At 55.4% G+C, this 14,738-nt stretch carries 15 protein-coding genes; 13 read left to right on the top strand and 2 right to left on the bottom strand.

The annotated features are described in order from the left end of the window. Positions 1-24 precede the first annotated feature (24 nt). The 7 genes from AM329_RS08135 (at position 25) to ves (ending at position 7,604) form a co-directional block, all read left to right on the top strand. The gene (locus tag AM329_RS08135; RefSeq protein ID WP_032609024.1) at positions 25-1,245 is read left to right on the top strand and encodes an aspartate aminotransferase family protein; all 1,221 of its coding nucleotides are present in this window, start codon (positions 25-27) and stop codon (positions 1,243-1,245) included. Continuing rightward, a complete protein-coding gene (gene astA, locus AM329_RS08130) occupies positions 1,242-2,276 on the top strand; it encodes an arginine N-succinyltransferase (RefSeq protein ID WP_022650887.1) in 1,035 nt (344 codons plus the stop codon). The genes AM329_RS08135 and astA overlap by 4 nt, the downstream gene beginning before the upstream one ends. Then, positions 2,273-3,760, top strand: coding sequence for a succinylglutamate-semialdehyde dehydrogenase (gene astD, locus AM329_RS08125; protein WP_032609025.1), 1,488 nt, complete (start codon positions 2,273-2,275; stop codon positions 3,758-3,760). The genes astA and astD overlap by 4 nt, the downstream gene beginning before the upstream one ends. After that, a complete protein-coding gene (gene astB / locus AM329_RS08120; protein ID WP_032609026.1) occupies positions 3,747-5,072 on the top strand; it encodes an N-succinylarginine dihydrolase in 1,326 nt (441 codons plus the stop codon). The genes astD and astB overlap by 14 nt, the downstream gene beginning before the upstream one ends. A 9-nt stretch (positions 5,073-5,081) precedes the next feature. Further along, on the top strand, positions 5,082-6,047 hold the full coding sequence (astE, locus tag AM329_RS08115; protein WP_032609027.1) for a succinylglutamate desuccinylase: 966 nt from the start codon (positions 5,082-5,084) through the stop codon (positions 6,045-6,047). A 337-nt stretch (positions 6,048-6,384) separates the two neighbouring features. After that, the gene (gene spy, locus AM329_RS08105; RefSeq protein ID WP_015570753.1) at positions 6,385-6,879 is read left to right on the top strand and encodes an ATP-independent periplasmic protein-refolding chaperone Spy; all 495 of its coding nucleotides are present in this window, start codon (positions 6,385-6,387) and stop codon (positions 6,877-6,879) included. Positions 6,880-7,046: 167 nt separating this feature from the next. Further along, entirely contained in the window at positions 7,047-7,604 is a 558-nt protein-coding gene (ves, locus tag AM329_RS08100) for an environmental stress-induced protein Ves (RefSeq protein ID WP_022650891.1), read from the top strand. Here the strand turns inward: ves and cho are convergent. Next, on the bottom strand, positions 7,582-8,460 hold the full coding sequence (gene cho / locus AM329_RS08095) for an excinuclease Cho (protein ID WP_057979962.1): 879 nt from the start codon (positions 8,458-8,460) through the stop codon (positions 7,582-7,584). The genes ves and cho overlap by 23 nt on opposite strands. Positions 8,461-8,575: 115 nt before the next feature. Beyond that, positions 8,576-9,403, bottom strand: coding sequence for an ammonia-dependent NAD(+) synthetase (gene nadE, locus AM329_RS08090; RefSeq protein ID WP_003857837.1), 828 nt, complete (start codon positions 9,401-9,403; stop codon positions 8,576-8,578). Positions 9,404-9,634: 231 nt separating this feature from the next. On the opposite strand from nadE, the gene osmE reads away from it, so the two are divergent. From osmE to AM329_RS08060, 6 genes are all read left to right on the top strand, one after another. Then, complete coding sequence (gene osmE / locus AM329_RS08085) at positions 9,635-9,979, top strand: osmotically-inducible lipoprotein OsmE (protein WP_003857836.1); 345 nt, start codon at positions 9,635-9,637, stop codon at positions 9,977-9,979. A 281-nt stretch (positions 9,980-10,260) separates the two neighbouring features. Continuing rightward, the gene (gene chbB, locus AM329_RS08080; protein WP_015570750.1) at positions 10,261-10,578 is read left to right on the top strand and encodes a PTS N,N'-diacetylchitobiose transporter subunit IIB; all 318 of its coding nucleotides are present in this window, start codon (positions 10,261-10,263) and stop codon (positions 10,576-10,578) included. 80 nt (positions 10,579-10,658) lie between these two features. After that, positions 10,659-12,017, top strand: coding sequence for a PTS N,N'-diacetylchitobiose transporter subunit IIC (chbC, locus tag AM329_RS08075; RefSeq protein WP_032609028.1), 1,359 nt, complete (start codon positions 10,659-10,661; stop codon positions 12,015-12,017). A gap of 48 nt (positions 12,018-12,065) precedes the next feature. Continuing rightward, on the top strand, positions 12,066-12,413 hold the full coding sequence (chbA, locus tag AM329_RS08070) for a PTS N,N'-diacetylchitobiose transporter subunit IIA (protein ID WP_003857835.1): 348 nt from the start codon (positions 12,066-12,068) through the stop codon (positions 12,411-12,413). A gap of 30 nt (positions 12,414-12,443) precedes the next feature. Next, entirely contained in the window at positions 12,444-13,262 is an 819-nt protein-coding gene (chbR, locus tag AM329_RS08065) for a transcriptional regulator ChbR (protein WP_017384663.1), read from the top strand. A 109-nt stretch (positions 13,263-13,371) separates the two neighbouring features. Further along, the gene (locus AM329_RS08060) at positions 13,372-14,727 is read left to right on the top strand and encodes a 6-phospho-beta-glucosidase (RefSeq protein WP_022650894.1); all 1,356 of its coding nucleotides are present in this window, start codon (positions 13,372-13,374) and stop codon (positions 14,725-14,727) included. Positions 14,728-14,738 lie beyond the last annotated feature (11 nt).

Raw genomic sequence — 14,738 nt, 5'->3', positions numbered from 1 at the left:
TTTTATTTACCGGATGAGGTCGCTATGTCTCTGTCAGTTACGCGTGAAAATTTCGATGAATGGATGATGCCGGTATACGCTCCGGCGGCTTTTATTCCGGTACGTGGGGAAGGCTCTCGCCTGTGGGATCAGCAGGGCAAAGAGTATATCGACTTTGCAGGTGGGATTGCGGTGAATGCGCTGGGGCATGCAAACCCGGCGTTGCGGCAGGCGCTGAATGACCAGGCGGCGAAATTCTGGCATACCGGCAACGGTTATACCAACGAACCGGCATTGCGTCTGGCGAAGAAGCTGATCGACGCCACCTTCGCAGAAAAAGTCTTTTTCTGTAACTCCGGCGCGGAAGCGAACGAAGCGGCGCTGAAGCTGGCGCGCAAATATGCGCACGATAAATTCGGCGCGCATAAGAGCGGCATCGTAGCCTTTAAAAATGCTTTCCATGGCCGCACGCTGTTTACCGTCAGTGCGGGCGGTCAGCCCTCATATTCTCAGGATTTTGCGCCGCTGCCGCCGGATATCCGTCATGCGGCGTATAACGATTTACACTCTGCCAGCGAGCTGATTGACGACACCACCTGTGCGGTGATTGTCGAGCCCATGCAGGGGGAAGGCGGCGTCATGCCCGCCCAGAAAGCGTTCCTGCAAGGGCTGCGCGAGCTGTGCGATCGGCATAACGCGGTCCTGATTTTTGACGAAGTCCAGACCGGCGTGGGCCGCACGGGTGACCTGTACGCCTACATGCACTATGGCGTGACCCCGGATGTGCTCTCAACAGCCAAAGCGCTCGGCGGCGGTTTCCCGGTGGGGGCGATGCTGACCACCGATAAATTCGCCAGCGTGATGACCGTGGGCACTCATGGCACCACATACGGCGGCAACCCGCTGGCAACCGCTGTCGCCGGACAGGTGCTGGATATCATCAACACCCCTGAGGTGCTGAACGGCGTGAAGCAGCGTCACCAGTGGTTTGTTGAGCGACTCACGGCCATTAACAGCAAAACTGGCCTGTTCAAAGAGATCCGCGGTCTGGGGCTGTTAATAGGCTGTGAGCTTGCCCCTGAGTTTGCCGGCAAAGCGAAGCTGATTTCACAGGAAGCGGCAAAGCAGGGCGTAATGGTGCTGATTGCCGGTGCTAACGTGGTGCGCTTTGCCCCTGCGCTGATCGTCAGCGAGGAAGAGGTCAGAACTGGCTTAGATCGTTTTACGCTGGCCTGCGAACAGGTGAAGTCCGGGGTGTCATCATGATGGTCATCCGTCCCGTTGCGCACGGCGATCTCGCCGGGCTTATGCAGCTTGCCGGTAAGACAGGGGGCGGGCTGACCTCGCTGCCTGCTGATGAAAAAACGCTGTCGGCGCGCATTGAGCGCGCCCTGCAAACCTGGCAGGGGACGTTGCCAAAAAGCGAACAGGGCTATGTGTTCGTGCTGGAAGATACCGACACGGGAACCGTGGCGGGGATTTGCGCTATCGAGGTGGCCGTCGGGCTTAATGATCCGTGGTACAACTACCGCGTCGGCACGATGGTCCACGCCTCGAAAGAGCTGAACGTTTACAACGCGCTGCCGACGCTCTTCCTCTGTAATGACCATACCGGCGCCAGCGAACTCTGCACCCTGTTTCTCGATCCGGACTGGCGCAAAGAGGGCAACGGTTATCTGCTCTCCAAATCGCGCTTTATGTTTATGGCCGCCTTTCGCGACCGCTTCAACGAAAAAGTGGTCGCGGAGATGCGCGGCGTGATTGATGAGACGGGCTACTCGCCGTTCTGGGAGAGTCTGGGCGAACGCTTCTTCTCCATGGAATTTAGCCGGGCGGATTACCTGTGCGGCACCGGTCAGAAGGCGTTTATCGCCGAGTTGATGCCGAAGCATCCTATTTATACCCATTTCCTAACGCCAGAAGCGCAGGCGGTGATCGGCGAAGTTCACCCGCAAACCGCCCCGGCCCGCGCGGTGCTGGAGAAAGAGGGATTTCGCTACCGTAACTACGTCGACATCTTCGACGGCGGCCCGACGCTGGAATGCGACATTGACCGCGTTCGCGCCATCCGTAAAAGCCGCCTGGTTGAGGTTTCAGAAGGCCAGCCCGCGCCGGGCGAGTGGCCAGCCTGCCTGGTCTCGAACGAGAATTACACCAACTTCCGCGCCATGCTGGTGCGAACCAACCCATCATGCGAGCGTCTGGTACTGACGGCTGCGCAACTGGATGCCCTGAAATGTAACGCTGGCGACACGGTTCGCCTGGTGCGGCTCTGCCCTGAGGAGAAAACAGCATGACTCTATGGATTAACGGTGACTGGGTTACGGGCGAAGGTGACGCGCGGACAAAAACTAACCCGGTCGGCCAGGAGGTGCTCTGGTCTGGGAACGACGCAAGCGCCGGGCAGGTTGAGCAGGCCTGTCAGGCTGCACGCCGCGCGTTTCCGGCGTGGGCGAAACGGCCATTCTCCGAGCGCCAGGCGCTGGTTGAGAAATTTGCTGCGCTGCTGGAGGCCAATAAAGCCGAGCTGACCCGCATCATTGCCTGCGAAACCAGTAAGCCGCGCTGGGAGGCAACAACCGAAGTCACGGCGATGATCAACAAAATTGCGATATCGGTGAAGGCGTACCATACCCGCACCGGCGAGCAGCATACCGAGATGCCAGACGGCGCTGCCACGCTGCGCCACCGTCCGCACGGGGTACTGGCGGTGTTTGGCCCGTATAACTTCCCCGGGCATCTGCCGAACGGGCACATTGTGCCTGCGCTGCTGGCGGGGAATACCGTCATCTTCAAGCCGAGTGAGTTAACCCCCTTAACCGGAGAAGCAGTGGTAAAACTCTGGGAGCAGGCGGGGCTGCCGCCGGGGGTGCTGAATCTGGTGCAGGGCGGGCGTGAAACCGGTCAGGCGCTGAGTGCGCTGAGCGACATTGACGGTCTGCTGTTTACCGGCAGTGCCGGAACGGGCTATCAGCTGCATCGTCAGCTGGCGGGGCAACCGGAAAAAATTCTGGCGCTGGAGATGGGCGGCAACAACCCACTGATTGTGGAAGATCCGGAGGATATCGATGCCGCGGTCCACTTGACCATTCAGTCGGCGTTCATTACCGCCGGACAGCGCTGCACATGCGCCCGCCGCCTGCTGGTTAAGCGCGGCGCGCAGGGGGATGCGTTCCTGAAGCGTCTGGTGGAGGTGAGCGCGCGTCTGGTTCCCGCGAAATGGGATGCCGAGCCGCAGCCGTTTATCGGCGGGCTGATCTCCGGGCAGGCGGCGCTGAACGTACTGAAAGCGTGGCAGGAGCACGTGGCGCGCGGGGCGAAAACCCTGCTGGAGCCGAAGCTGGTTCAGCCCGGCACGTCGCTGCTGACGCCGGGGATTATTGACATGAGTGCGACAAGCAACGTGCCGGATGAAGAGGTCTTTGGCCCGCTGCTGTGCGTCTGGCGCTATGACGATTTTGAGTCGGCGATCGAGATGGCCAACAATACCCGCTACGGCCTGTCGAGCGGCCTGATATCGCCGCATCGCGAGAAATTCGACCAGCTGCTGCTGGAAGCGCGCGCCGGGATCGTGAACTGGAACAAACCGCTGACCGGTGCGGCGAGCACTGCGCCGTTTGGTGGCGTAGGGGCGTCGGGCAACCATCGCGCCAGCGCCTGGTATGCCGCCGATTACTGCGCGTGGCCGATGGCAAGCCTGGAAACCCCGGCGCTGACGCTGCCGGAGACGTTGAATCCGGGCCTGGATTTTACTGAGGGTGACGCCCATGAAAGCGCGTGAGGTTAACTTTGACGGCCTCGTGGGGCTGACGCACCACTATGCCGGGCTGTCGTTCGGTAATGAAGCCTCGACGAAGCACCGTTTCCAGGTCTCGAACCCGAAGCTGGCGGCGAAGCAGGGGCTATTGAAAATGAAGGCGCTGTCAGATGCCGGTTTCCCGCAGGCGGTGATCCCACCGCAGGAGCGCCCAAACGTGGCCGTGCTGCGCCAGCTGGGGTTCAGCGGTACGGATGAACAGGTGGTGGAAAAAGCAGGCACGCAGACGCCACACCTGCTTTCCGCAGCCAGTTCAGCCTCCTCGATGTGGGTGGCGAATGCCGCCACCGTTGCGCCGTCGGCGGATACGCTGGACGGCAAAGTGCATCTGACCGTTGCTAACCTGAACAACAAATTCCACCGCGCCAGCGAAGCGGAGACCACCGGGCGCGTGCTGCGCGCCATTTTTAATCATGATGCGCATTTCGAGGTACATTCGGCGCTGCCGCAGGTCGCGATGTTTGGCGATGAAGGGGCGGCAAACCACAACCGTCTGGGCGGCGACTATGGCGAGCCGGGTTTGCAGCTGTTTATCTATGGACGGGAAGAGGGCGGCCACGCCGCGCCGGTTCGTTATCCGGCGAGACAAACCTTAGCCGCAAGCCAGGCGGTTGCGCGGCTGAACCAGGTTAATCCTTCTCAGGTGATTTTTGCCCAGCAAAATCCGCAGGTGATCGACCAGGGCGTGTTTCATAACGACGTCATTGCCGTTTCCAACCGTCAGGTACTGTTCTGCCACGAGCAGGCGTTTGCCCATCAGGAAAAGTTGCTGGCCACGCTGCGCGAACGCGTGCCGGGATTTATGCCGATTCAGGTGCCCACGCAGGCGGTAAGCGTGCAGGACGCGGTCGAAACGTATCTGTTCAACAGCCAGCTGCTGAGCCGGGATGACGGCAGCATGATGCTGGTGCTGCCGCAGGAGTCCCGCAACCATCAGGGCGTCTGGCGCTATCTCAGCGAACTGGTGCAGACGGATAACCCGATTGATGAACTGCGCGTGTTCGATCTGCGGGAAAGTATGGCCAACGGCGGGGGACCGGCGTGCCTGCGACTGCGCGTGGTGTTAACGCCGGAGGAGATGCAGGCCGTGAATCCGGCGGTGATGATGAACGACACGCTGTTCAATACCCTCAATGACTGGGTGGACCGCTATTATCGCGACCGTCTGGTTCAGGCCGATCTGGTTGATCCGCAGCTGCTGCGCGAAGGCCGCGAAGCGCTGGATGCATTATCAACCATCCTGCAACTGGGATCGGTTTATCCGTTCCAGCGCTAAGGAGATGATATGGAAAACTTACTGGCGCTGACGCTGGCCGAAGAGACACCGGAGCGGCAAGAGGGGGAAGGCCCCGCGTTCCACTGGCGATGGCTCGGGCCGGGCGTGCTTGAACTGACGCCGACGGGGAAATATAACCTGTCGCTGCTGCTTTCTACCGGCATTCACGGAAACGAAACTGCGCCCGTGGAGATTGTCGAACTATTGCTGCGCGCGCTGTATCGCGCAGAGATCACGCTGCACTGCCGTCTGCTGGTGGTACTGGGAAATCCGCCTGCGCTGGCGCAAAATAAACGGTATCTCGTGAGCGACATCAACCGCATGTTTGGTGGTCGCTGGGCGCAGTTTCCACAGAGTGATGAGACGACTCGCGCGCAATGGCTGGAGAAGGTGGTCACGGCGTTTTTTGCCGGGGCGGGGGAAACGCGCTGGCACCTTGATCTGCATACGGCCATTCGCGCCTCGTACCATGTGCGTTTTGGCGTGTTACCGCAGCGTCATCAGCCGTGGGATGAGGCGTTTCTGACCTGGCTTGGCGATGCGGGGCTGGAGGCACTGGTCTTCCACCAGACACCAGGCGGCACGTTTACCCACTTCACCTGCGAGAATGTTGGCGCGTTATCCTGCACCCTGGAGCTGGGAAAAGCGCTGCCGTTCGGGCAAAACGACCTGACGCGTTTTACCCCTACGCATCAGGCGCTCCGGGCGTTGCTAGCCGGGGTTGCGCCGGAACCCACCCGGGAACCCGTCGTGCGCTATCGGGTCGTGCAGCAGATCACGCGTCAAAGCGAGGCTTTCCAGCTTCATATGGCACCCCATACGCTGAACTTTACGCCGTTTCGCCAGGGCGTCCTGCTGGCGGAAGATGGTGAGACGCGCTATACGGTACAGAAATCCACGGAATATGTTTTATTTCCTAATCCGTCGGTCGCGTTTGGTTTGCGAGCAGGTCTGATGCTGGAAAAAATGCCCTGATCGTCTCCCCTCGCGCAGACCGGAGGGGAAATGAAGAATAAATTTCTTAACGTTAAAAGCGCTCTGGTATTGTTTGCGGAATATTCCTGGAGAATTGCTTTATTATTAAACGGCACTTCGCTATACTTCTCCATAATCTCTTTAAAATCATCCTGTTTAATATTTTTGTTTCATCTCTCCACGCTTTTTCCTTAATTTCTCCACAATTGGCGAAAAGTTGTTTTTTACACTTTCATTGTTTTACCGTTGCTCTGACTAATTGACGATAAACGCCGTAAAGTTAATCTCGTCAACACGGCATAGCGCCGAAGAATAACTGAAAGTAAGGAAAGACATTATGCGTAAATTAACTGCACTGTTTGTTGCCTCTACCCTGGCTCTGGGCGCTACCAGCATGGCGTTCGCCGCCGATACCGCGACCACTACCGCCGCGCCGACGGAAGGCAAAATGATGATGCATCATAAAGGCAAGCCGGGTATGCACCATGAGATGATGATGTTTAAAGATCTGAACCTCACCGATGCGCAGAAGCAGCAGATCCGCGACATCATGAAAAGCCAGCGTGACCAGATGAAACGTCCTCCGCTGGAAGAGCGCCGCGCAATGCATGACATCATTGCCAGCGACAGCTTCGATAAAGCAAAAGCGGAAGCGCAGATCGACAAAATGGCCGAGCAGCATAAAGCACGCATGCTGGCCCACATGGAAACCCAGAACAAGATTTACAACATTCTGACGCCGGAACAGAAAAAGCAATTTAATGCCAATTTTGAGAAGCGTCTGACAGAACGTGCAGCGCCGGAAGGTAAAATGCCTGCACCAACCGAATAATCGGTTCACTCTCTTAAGACCGCCGGGCTCCTGTCTACAAAAGCGAAAACGCTGTGGACAGGACCGGCGGTTTTTCTTTTATCCCATGCCTAAGGTCTGGCCTGACTGCTGCCGATAATACGTCTGTGAAAATGCCCTGGCGCACGGTGCGTCCTTCAGGAGTGGTCATGGAATTCTTTGATATCCGTAAAATGCCGGTCAGTCTCTGGCGTAATGGTGCGGGTGAGACGCGTGAGATTTGCTGTTTTCCTCCCGCGACGCGGGATTTTTTCTGGCGGGCCAGTATTGCCTCCATCGCCAGTAACGGCGAATTCTCCGCGTTCCCGGGCGTTGACCGGGTGATTACGCTGCTGGAAGGCGGCGAGGTGACCCTGGATGCAGGCAGGGCGTTTTGTCATACCCTGAAGCATCACCAGCCTTACCGATTTGCGGGCGATCTGGCGGTGAAAGCCGTGCTCACAGAGGGGCAGATGTCGATGGACTTCAACATCATGACCCGACGGGATTGCTGCCAGGCAAAGGTGCGCGTTGCTACCCGAACGTTCACTACCTTCGCGTCACGCGGTGGGGTGGTCTTTGTATTAAGTGGCGCCTGGCAACTGGGCGACAAATTACTGACCGCCGATCAGGGTGCCAGCTGGGAAGCGGGCAGTCATACCCTCCGTTTACTGGAAACGAAGGGGTCGCTGCTGTTCAGTGAAATTACCTGGCTGCCGGGTCACTGAGGACGATGATCTCATGTTTTCCGGTTAATAGTGGCTTACAGAGAATTTTGTAACCATCCTGATCGAACCCGGCAGGGGTGCGCAGCAGGGCGGTAGCGTCATCCAGACTTTCAACGGCGCCAAGCCAGAGCCAGTTGCGGATGATGTGATAGTGCGTCATCGCATCGCGGGTTTCTTTCAGCGCCACCGCGCCTTCCCACGGCCAGCAGTTAACGCTGATAGAGGCCAGGCCCGCCATAAACCGGGCATGATGTTCTTCAACGCTCTCTTTTCCACAACACGCCCCGGCGCAGCGTTTCAGCGCGGAGCGGAAACAGGCGCGACCGCGGGTGGTGGCTTCCAGTCCTAACAGGCCGTAACAAAGCTGTAATTCATCAGCCAGGGATTGCAGGGTTTGCAGTGCGGCACGTTTGTTGGCAAACAGACCGTAAAGATTGGGTTCATGCGAAAAATCCACTTCCCGGGCATAAACAACCTGCGGTTTTCCTGCGTTAACCTGCAAGGAACACAGCTGGCGGTTGCGGCGCAGGCGTTTGTTAAACAGCGGCTGCTGTTCCTTGATGAGCCGGGCTTCGAGCAGAAGCGCGCCCAGTTCGCCTGCCGTCTCGATCCAGGTGATCCGCCGGGACTGCCTGAGCATCGATGCTTCATCCGGCGTACGCAGGTGCGACATCACCCGGCTGCGGATATTCACGCTTTTGCCGATATAGAGCGGCATGGTATCGCTGTCGCCGTGGAAGAAATAGACGCCAGGCTGTTTAGGCAGAGCCTCAAGCCAGGGGCGAAGATGCTCGGGATATTCGTAGATAGCCGCCGCTTCAAACTCAAGACGCGGGGCGGATTGACGCCTGCTCACATACTGCTCCATATACTGTTCAGGCATACAGTGTAGCAGGTGTTCGGTGGTTAAAAAAGAGCCGGGTGGCGGTTACGCCTTACCCGGCCTGTAAAACTGAGTTACCGTTTTGCTTTTACTTTTTCCAGAAATCATCAAACACCGTAATCGGCGGACGGCGCTTGTGCTCGGTTTTCAGATACCAGCCTTCGATAATTTTGGCGGTACCTTCGTCGAGCGTTTTGCCTTCCAGATAATCATCAATGTTGTCATATGTGACGCCCAGCGCGGCTTCATCCGGCAGGGAAGGGCGATCGTCCTCCAGGTCCGCCGTTGGCGCCTTCTTATACAGGTGCTCCGGGCAGCCCAGCGCCGCCAGCAGCTGCTTGCCCTGACGCTTGTTCAGGCGGAAGAGGGGGTTGATATCCGTGCCGCCATCGCCGTATTTGGTGAAGAAGCCGGTGATGGCTTCCGCGGCGTGGTCGGTGCCGACGACGACCCCTTTGGTCATCCCTGCGATACTGTACTGCGCTTTCATGCGCTCACGGGCTTTCTCGTTGCCGCGAACAAAATCGCTCAGTTCAATACCGGCTTCACGCAAGGCCTGCTCGCTTGCCAGTACCGAACCTTTGATGTTTACGGTAAGAACACGGTCCGGCTGAATAAACGCGATCGCATCCTGACAGTCCTGCTCGTCAGCCTGCACGCCATACGGCAGACGTACGGCAATAAATTGCAGCGCGGTGTCACCGGTCTCGTCACGCAGCTCGGAGATGGCCATCTGGCTCAGCTTGCCGGCCAGAGTGGAATCCTGACCGCCGCTGATACCCAGCACCAGCGTCTTCAGGAAAGGGTGTGCAGACAGGTAAGCTTTCAAAAAATCAACGCTACGACGGATCTCTTCATTGGCATCAATCGCAGGTTTCGCGCCCAGCGCCTGAATAATTTCTTGTTGCAGAGCCATTACGCCCTCCCTATGCAGAACCAAACAGAAAGTGTGATCTGTTAAAACTAACCCTTTGTCGGGGAAACGACAAGGATCACAGTTTTGAGTGTACTGTTTTACAGCGATTTAGCAGCTTACCGTTGTTTTATTAGAATTTTCCGAAATTCGTCTGGCGTAACTCGCAAAGTTGAACAATAGTAATTTTTATCCCATGCTTAGTTAACACGCTGATAAACAAGAGGACGGAATATGAACAAGAACGTAGCAGGAATTTTAAGCGCAGCGGCGGTACTGACTATGCTGGCAGGGTGTACAGCTTACGATCGCACCAAAGATCAGTTCACACAGCCAGTGGTAAAAGACGTCAAAAAAGGCATGACGCGTTCCCAGGTTGCAGCCATTGCCGGTAAACCTTCTTCAGAAGTTACTATGATCCACGCGCGTGGTACCTGCCAGACCTATATTCTGGGTCAACGTGATGGTAAGGCAGAGACCTACTTTGTCGCCCTGGATGATACGGGTCACGTGATCAATTCTGGTTACCAGACCTGTGCCGAATACGACACCGACCCACAGGCACCTAAGGCACAGTAAGCCTGCTTGCCTGAGAGCGTTAACAAACCGGCCGGAAGGCCGGTTTTTTTATGCATACGTGAATCTTATTTCTTGGCGCGAATTATTTGCCTGAAATGTGAAGGTAGTCAACAAGCCAGGTCAATGAGAGACAATTTCAGTCTATCCAGAATTATCCCCTCCCTGTACCATTGCGTATACTCACTTCAACGATAAACAATGTTCAGCACACTGCCCGTCAGCCAGGATAGCGAGTCGAGTGATAGCGAGACGGCGGGTAGCCAAACAAGAGGGAAGTTATCATGGAAAAGAAACATATCTATCTGTTTTGCTCTGCGGGCATGTCCACTTCGCTGCTGGTTTCCAAAATGCGCGCTCAGGCCGAAAAATATGAAGTCCCTGTGGTGATTGAGGCGTTTCCGGAAACGCTGGCGGGCGAGAAGGGTCAGACAGCCGACGTTATTTTACTCGGGCCGCAAATCGCTTATATGCTGCCAGAAATTCAGCGTCTGCTACCCAATAAGCCGGTCGAAGTGATCGATTCCGTTTTATACGGCAAGATTGATGGTTTAGGTGTATTAAAAGCTGCCGTTGCGGCGATTAAAAAAGCTGCTAATTAATTTTTTATTTTTCCCGTCAAAGAGTTATTTCACACACAATACGCCGTAACGGTCGTTGCGGCCTTTAAGGGTATTTTCCTATGAGTAAAGTCATCGCTTCACTTGAAAAGGTACTCCTTCCTTTTGCTGTTAAAATAGGAAAGCAGCCTCACGTTAATGCCATTAAGAACGGCTTTATTAAATTAATGCCGTTGACATTAGCCGGGGCAATGTTCGTTTTAATTAACAACGTTTTTCTGAGCTTTGGAGAAGGTTCCTTTTTTTATTCATTAGGAATTAGGTTAGATGCTTCAACTATTGAAACCCTTAATGGTTTAAAAGCCATTGGCGGCAACGTATACAACGGTACGTTGGGTATTATGTCGCTAATGGCGCCTTTCTTTATTGGAATGGCGCTGGCGGAAGAGCGTAAAGTGGATCCGCTGGCGGCAGGCTTACTGTCCATTGCCGCGTTCATGACCGTCACACCGTACAGCGTGGGCGAAGCTTATGCCGTTGGCGCCAACTGGCTGGGTGGGGCAAACATCATTTCCGGTATTATTATCGGGCTGGTGGTGGCCGAAATGTTCACCTTCATTATTCGCCGTAACTGGGTTATCCGCTTGCCGGATAGCGTTCCGGCCTCTGTTTCTCGTTCATTTTCCGCGTTGATTCCGGGCTTCATTATTCTCTCCATCATGGGGATTATTGCCTGGGCGCTCTCTCACTGGGGCACAAACTTCCACCAGATCATTATGGACTCTATCTCAACGCCGCTGGCGTCGATGGGTAGCGTGGTCGGTTGGGCGTATGTCATCTTTACCTCCCTGCTGTGGTTCTTCGGCGTGCATGGTTCACTGGCACTGGCGGCGCTGGACAGCGGTATTATGACCCCATGGGCACTGGAAAACGTCGCGCTTTACCAGCAGTACGGCTCCGTCGATGCGGCGCTGGCGGCCGGTAAAACCTTCCATGTGTGGGCGAAGCCGATGCTTGACTCCTATATCTTCCTGGGCGGTACCGGGGCGACGTTGGGTCTGATCATCGCGGTCTTTATTGTTTCTCGCCGCGCCGACCATCGTCAGGTTGCGAAGCTGGCCCTGCCGTCAGGCATCTTCCAGATTAACGAGCCGATCCTGTTTGGTCTGCCAATTATCATGAACCCGGTGATGTTCATTCCCTTCATCCTGGTTCAGCCGCTGCTGGCCGCGATTACGCTGACGGCGTACTACCTGGGCATTATCCCGCCGGTGACCAACATTGCGCCGTGGACGATGCCGGCTGGTCTGGGCGCGTTCTTCAACACCAACGGTAGCGTGGCGGCCTTCCTGCTGGCGATATTCAACCTCGGGATTGCAACCCTGCTCTACATGCCGTTCGTGGCGATTGCGAACAAGGCCGCAACGGTTATCGATGAAGAAGAGAGCGAAGAGGATATCGCCCTCGCACTGAAATTCTAAAATTGCACGGCGCGGGGCAACCCGCGCCAGCGGAAAGGAGCTTAAAAAATGTTAGATTTAGAGAGTATCGTTGCCGAAGAAACCGCAGAGAACGATCTGGAAGAGGTGGTGATGGGCCTCATCATCAACTCCGGGCAGGCACGCAGCCTGGCGTATGCGGCTCTTAAGCAGGCTAAGCAGGGCGACTTCGTTGCCGCGAAAACCATGATGGAGCAGTCCCGTACGGCGTTAAACGAAGCGCATCTGGTGCAGACGAAGCTTATCGAAAGCGACCAGGGCGAAGGGAAGATGAAAGTGAGTCTGGTGCTGGTACATGCGCAGGATCATCTGATGACCTCCATGCTGGCGCGCGAGCTGGTAGCGGAGCTCATCGAGCTTCACGAGAAGATGCAATAAGTCAGGATGAAGTAGCAGGAGGTCAGCACGATGGAAATCAAAACCGCACATGAGCAGCAGCTGTTTAATGGCAAGAATTTTCACGTGGTGATTTACAACAAAACGGAGAGCGCCAGCGGTCTGCACCAGCATGACTACTACGAGTTCACGATTGTTCTGACCGGCCGCTACTATCAGGAGATCAACGGTAAGCGCGTCCTGCTTGAGCGTGGCGATTTCGTCTTCCTGCCGATGGGATCTTATCACCAGAGCTTTTATGAGTTTGGTGCGACGCGCATTCTGAACGTAGGCGTGAGCAGGCGTTTCTTCGAGAAGCATTATCTGCCGCTGGTGCCGTTCTGCTTTGTGGCGTCACAGGTGTATCGCGTTAAAAATGAGTTTATGACCTGGATTGAAACGGTTATCGCCTCGCTGAATTTCCGCGACAATGAATTTGATGAATTTATTGAAACCGTGACGTTCTACGTCATGAATCGCCTCCGCCATCACCGTGAAGAACAGCAGGTGGTGGATGATATTCCTCAGTGGCTGCGTAGTACCGTGGAGCTGATGCACGACAAAGGACAGTTCAGCGATAACGCCCTGGAGAATATGGTGGCGCTGTCGGGTAAATCGCAGGAATATTTGACGCGCGCCACGCAGCGTTATTACCGTAAAACGCCTGTGCAAATTATTAATGAAATCCGCATTAACTTTGCCAAAAAACAGCTGGAAATTACTAATTACTCTGTCACCGATATCGCTTACGAATCGGGTTACAGCAGTCCCAGTCTGTTTATTAAAACCTTTAAAAAATTGACTTCATTCACACCGAACAGTTACCGCAAAAATTTAACGGTAATTAATTAACTTTCGGCGGTTTATCCGCCAGGAACAGTGACGTAATGGCTTGCCCAAATAGCGGGAAGAGCACGCTATACCTTGCAGGCGATTAACCTGATACGCTAAGGGAGATATTATGCAACAGAAATTAAAAGTCGTAACCATTGGTGGCGGCAGCAGCTATACCCCGGAATTACTTGAAGGTTTCCTGAAACGGTATCATGAATTACCGGTCAGCGAATTATGGCTGGTGGATGTTGAAGAAGGTCAGGAGAAGCTGAATATTATTTTTGAACTGTGCAAACGCATGGTTGAAAAAGCGGGCGTGCCCTTAACCGTGCATAAAACGCTGGATCGTCGCCTGGCACTGAAAGATGCTGACTTCGTGACCACGCAGCTGCGCGTCGGCCAGCTGAAGGCGCGTGAGCTGGACGAGCGCATTCCGCTGAGCCATGGTTATCTGGGCCAGGAAACCAACGGGGCAGGTGGCCTGTTTAAAGGCCTGCGTACTATTCCGGTCATTTTTGACATCATTAAAGACGTGGAGGAGATCTGCCCGAACGCCTGGGTGATCAACTTTACCAACCCGGCCGGGATGGTCACCGAGGCAGTCTATCGCCATACCGGTTTCAAACGCTTTATCGGCGTCTGCAATATTCCGATTGGCATGAAGATGTTCATCCGCGATGTACTGGAACTGACCGAGCACGATGATCTGTCCATTGACCTGTTCGGCCTGAATCACATGGTCTTTATCAAAGATGTGATTGTGAACGGGCAATCGCGCTTTGCGGAACTGCTCGACGGCGTCGCCTCTGGTCGCCTGACTGCGGCCTCGGTGAAAAACATCTTCGATCTGCCGTTCAGCGAAGGGCTGATCCGCTCCCTGAATCTGCTGCCGTGCTCGTATCTGCTTTACTACTTCAAGCAGAAAGAGATGCTGGCCATTGAAATGGGCGAATACTACAAAGGTGGCGCACGCGCTCAGGTTGTGCAGAAAGTAGAGAAGCAGCTGTTTGATTTGTATAAAGATCCGAACCTGAACGTCAAACCGAAAGAGCTGGAGCAGCGCGGCGGGGCATACTATTCAGATGCGGCGTGTGAAGTGATTAACGCCATTTACAATGACAAGCAGGCCGAGCACTATGTGAACGTTCCCCATCACGGGCACATCGACAATATCCCGGCAGACTGGGCCGTTGAGATGACCTGCATCCTTGGACGCGAGGGTGCAAAACCGCATCCCCGCATTACCCACTTCGACGATAAGGTGATGGGGCTGATTCACACCATCAAAGGCTTTGAAGTGGCGGCGAGCAATGCTGCCCTGAGCGGCGAACTGAATGACGTGCTGCTGGCGCTGAATCTCAGCCCGCTGGTGCATTCTGACCGTGACGCTGAAAAACTCGCGAGTGAGATGATCCTGGCGCATGAAAAATGGCTGCCAAACTTTGCTGCAACGGTTGAGAAACTGAAACTCACACACCGTTAAGAGGAGGCGCG

The organism is Enterobacter cloacae complex sp. AR_0002 (genome assembly GCF_001922365.1).
Taxonomy (GTDB): domain Bacteria; phylum Pseudomonadota; class Gammaproteobacteria; order Enterobacterales; family Enterobacteriaceae; genus Enterobacter; species Enterobacter hormaechei_C.
Note: the sequence above shows the minus strand (reverse complement) of the source record. Positions and strands in the feature narration are given on the sequence as shown.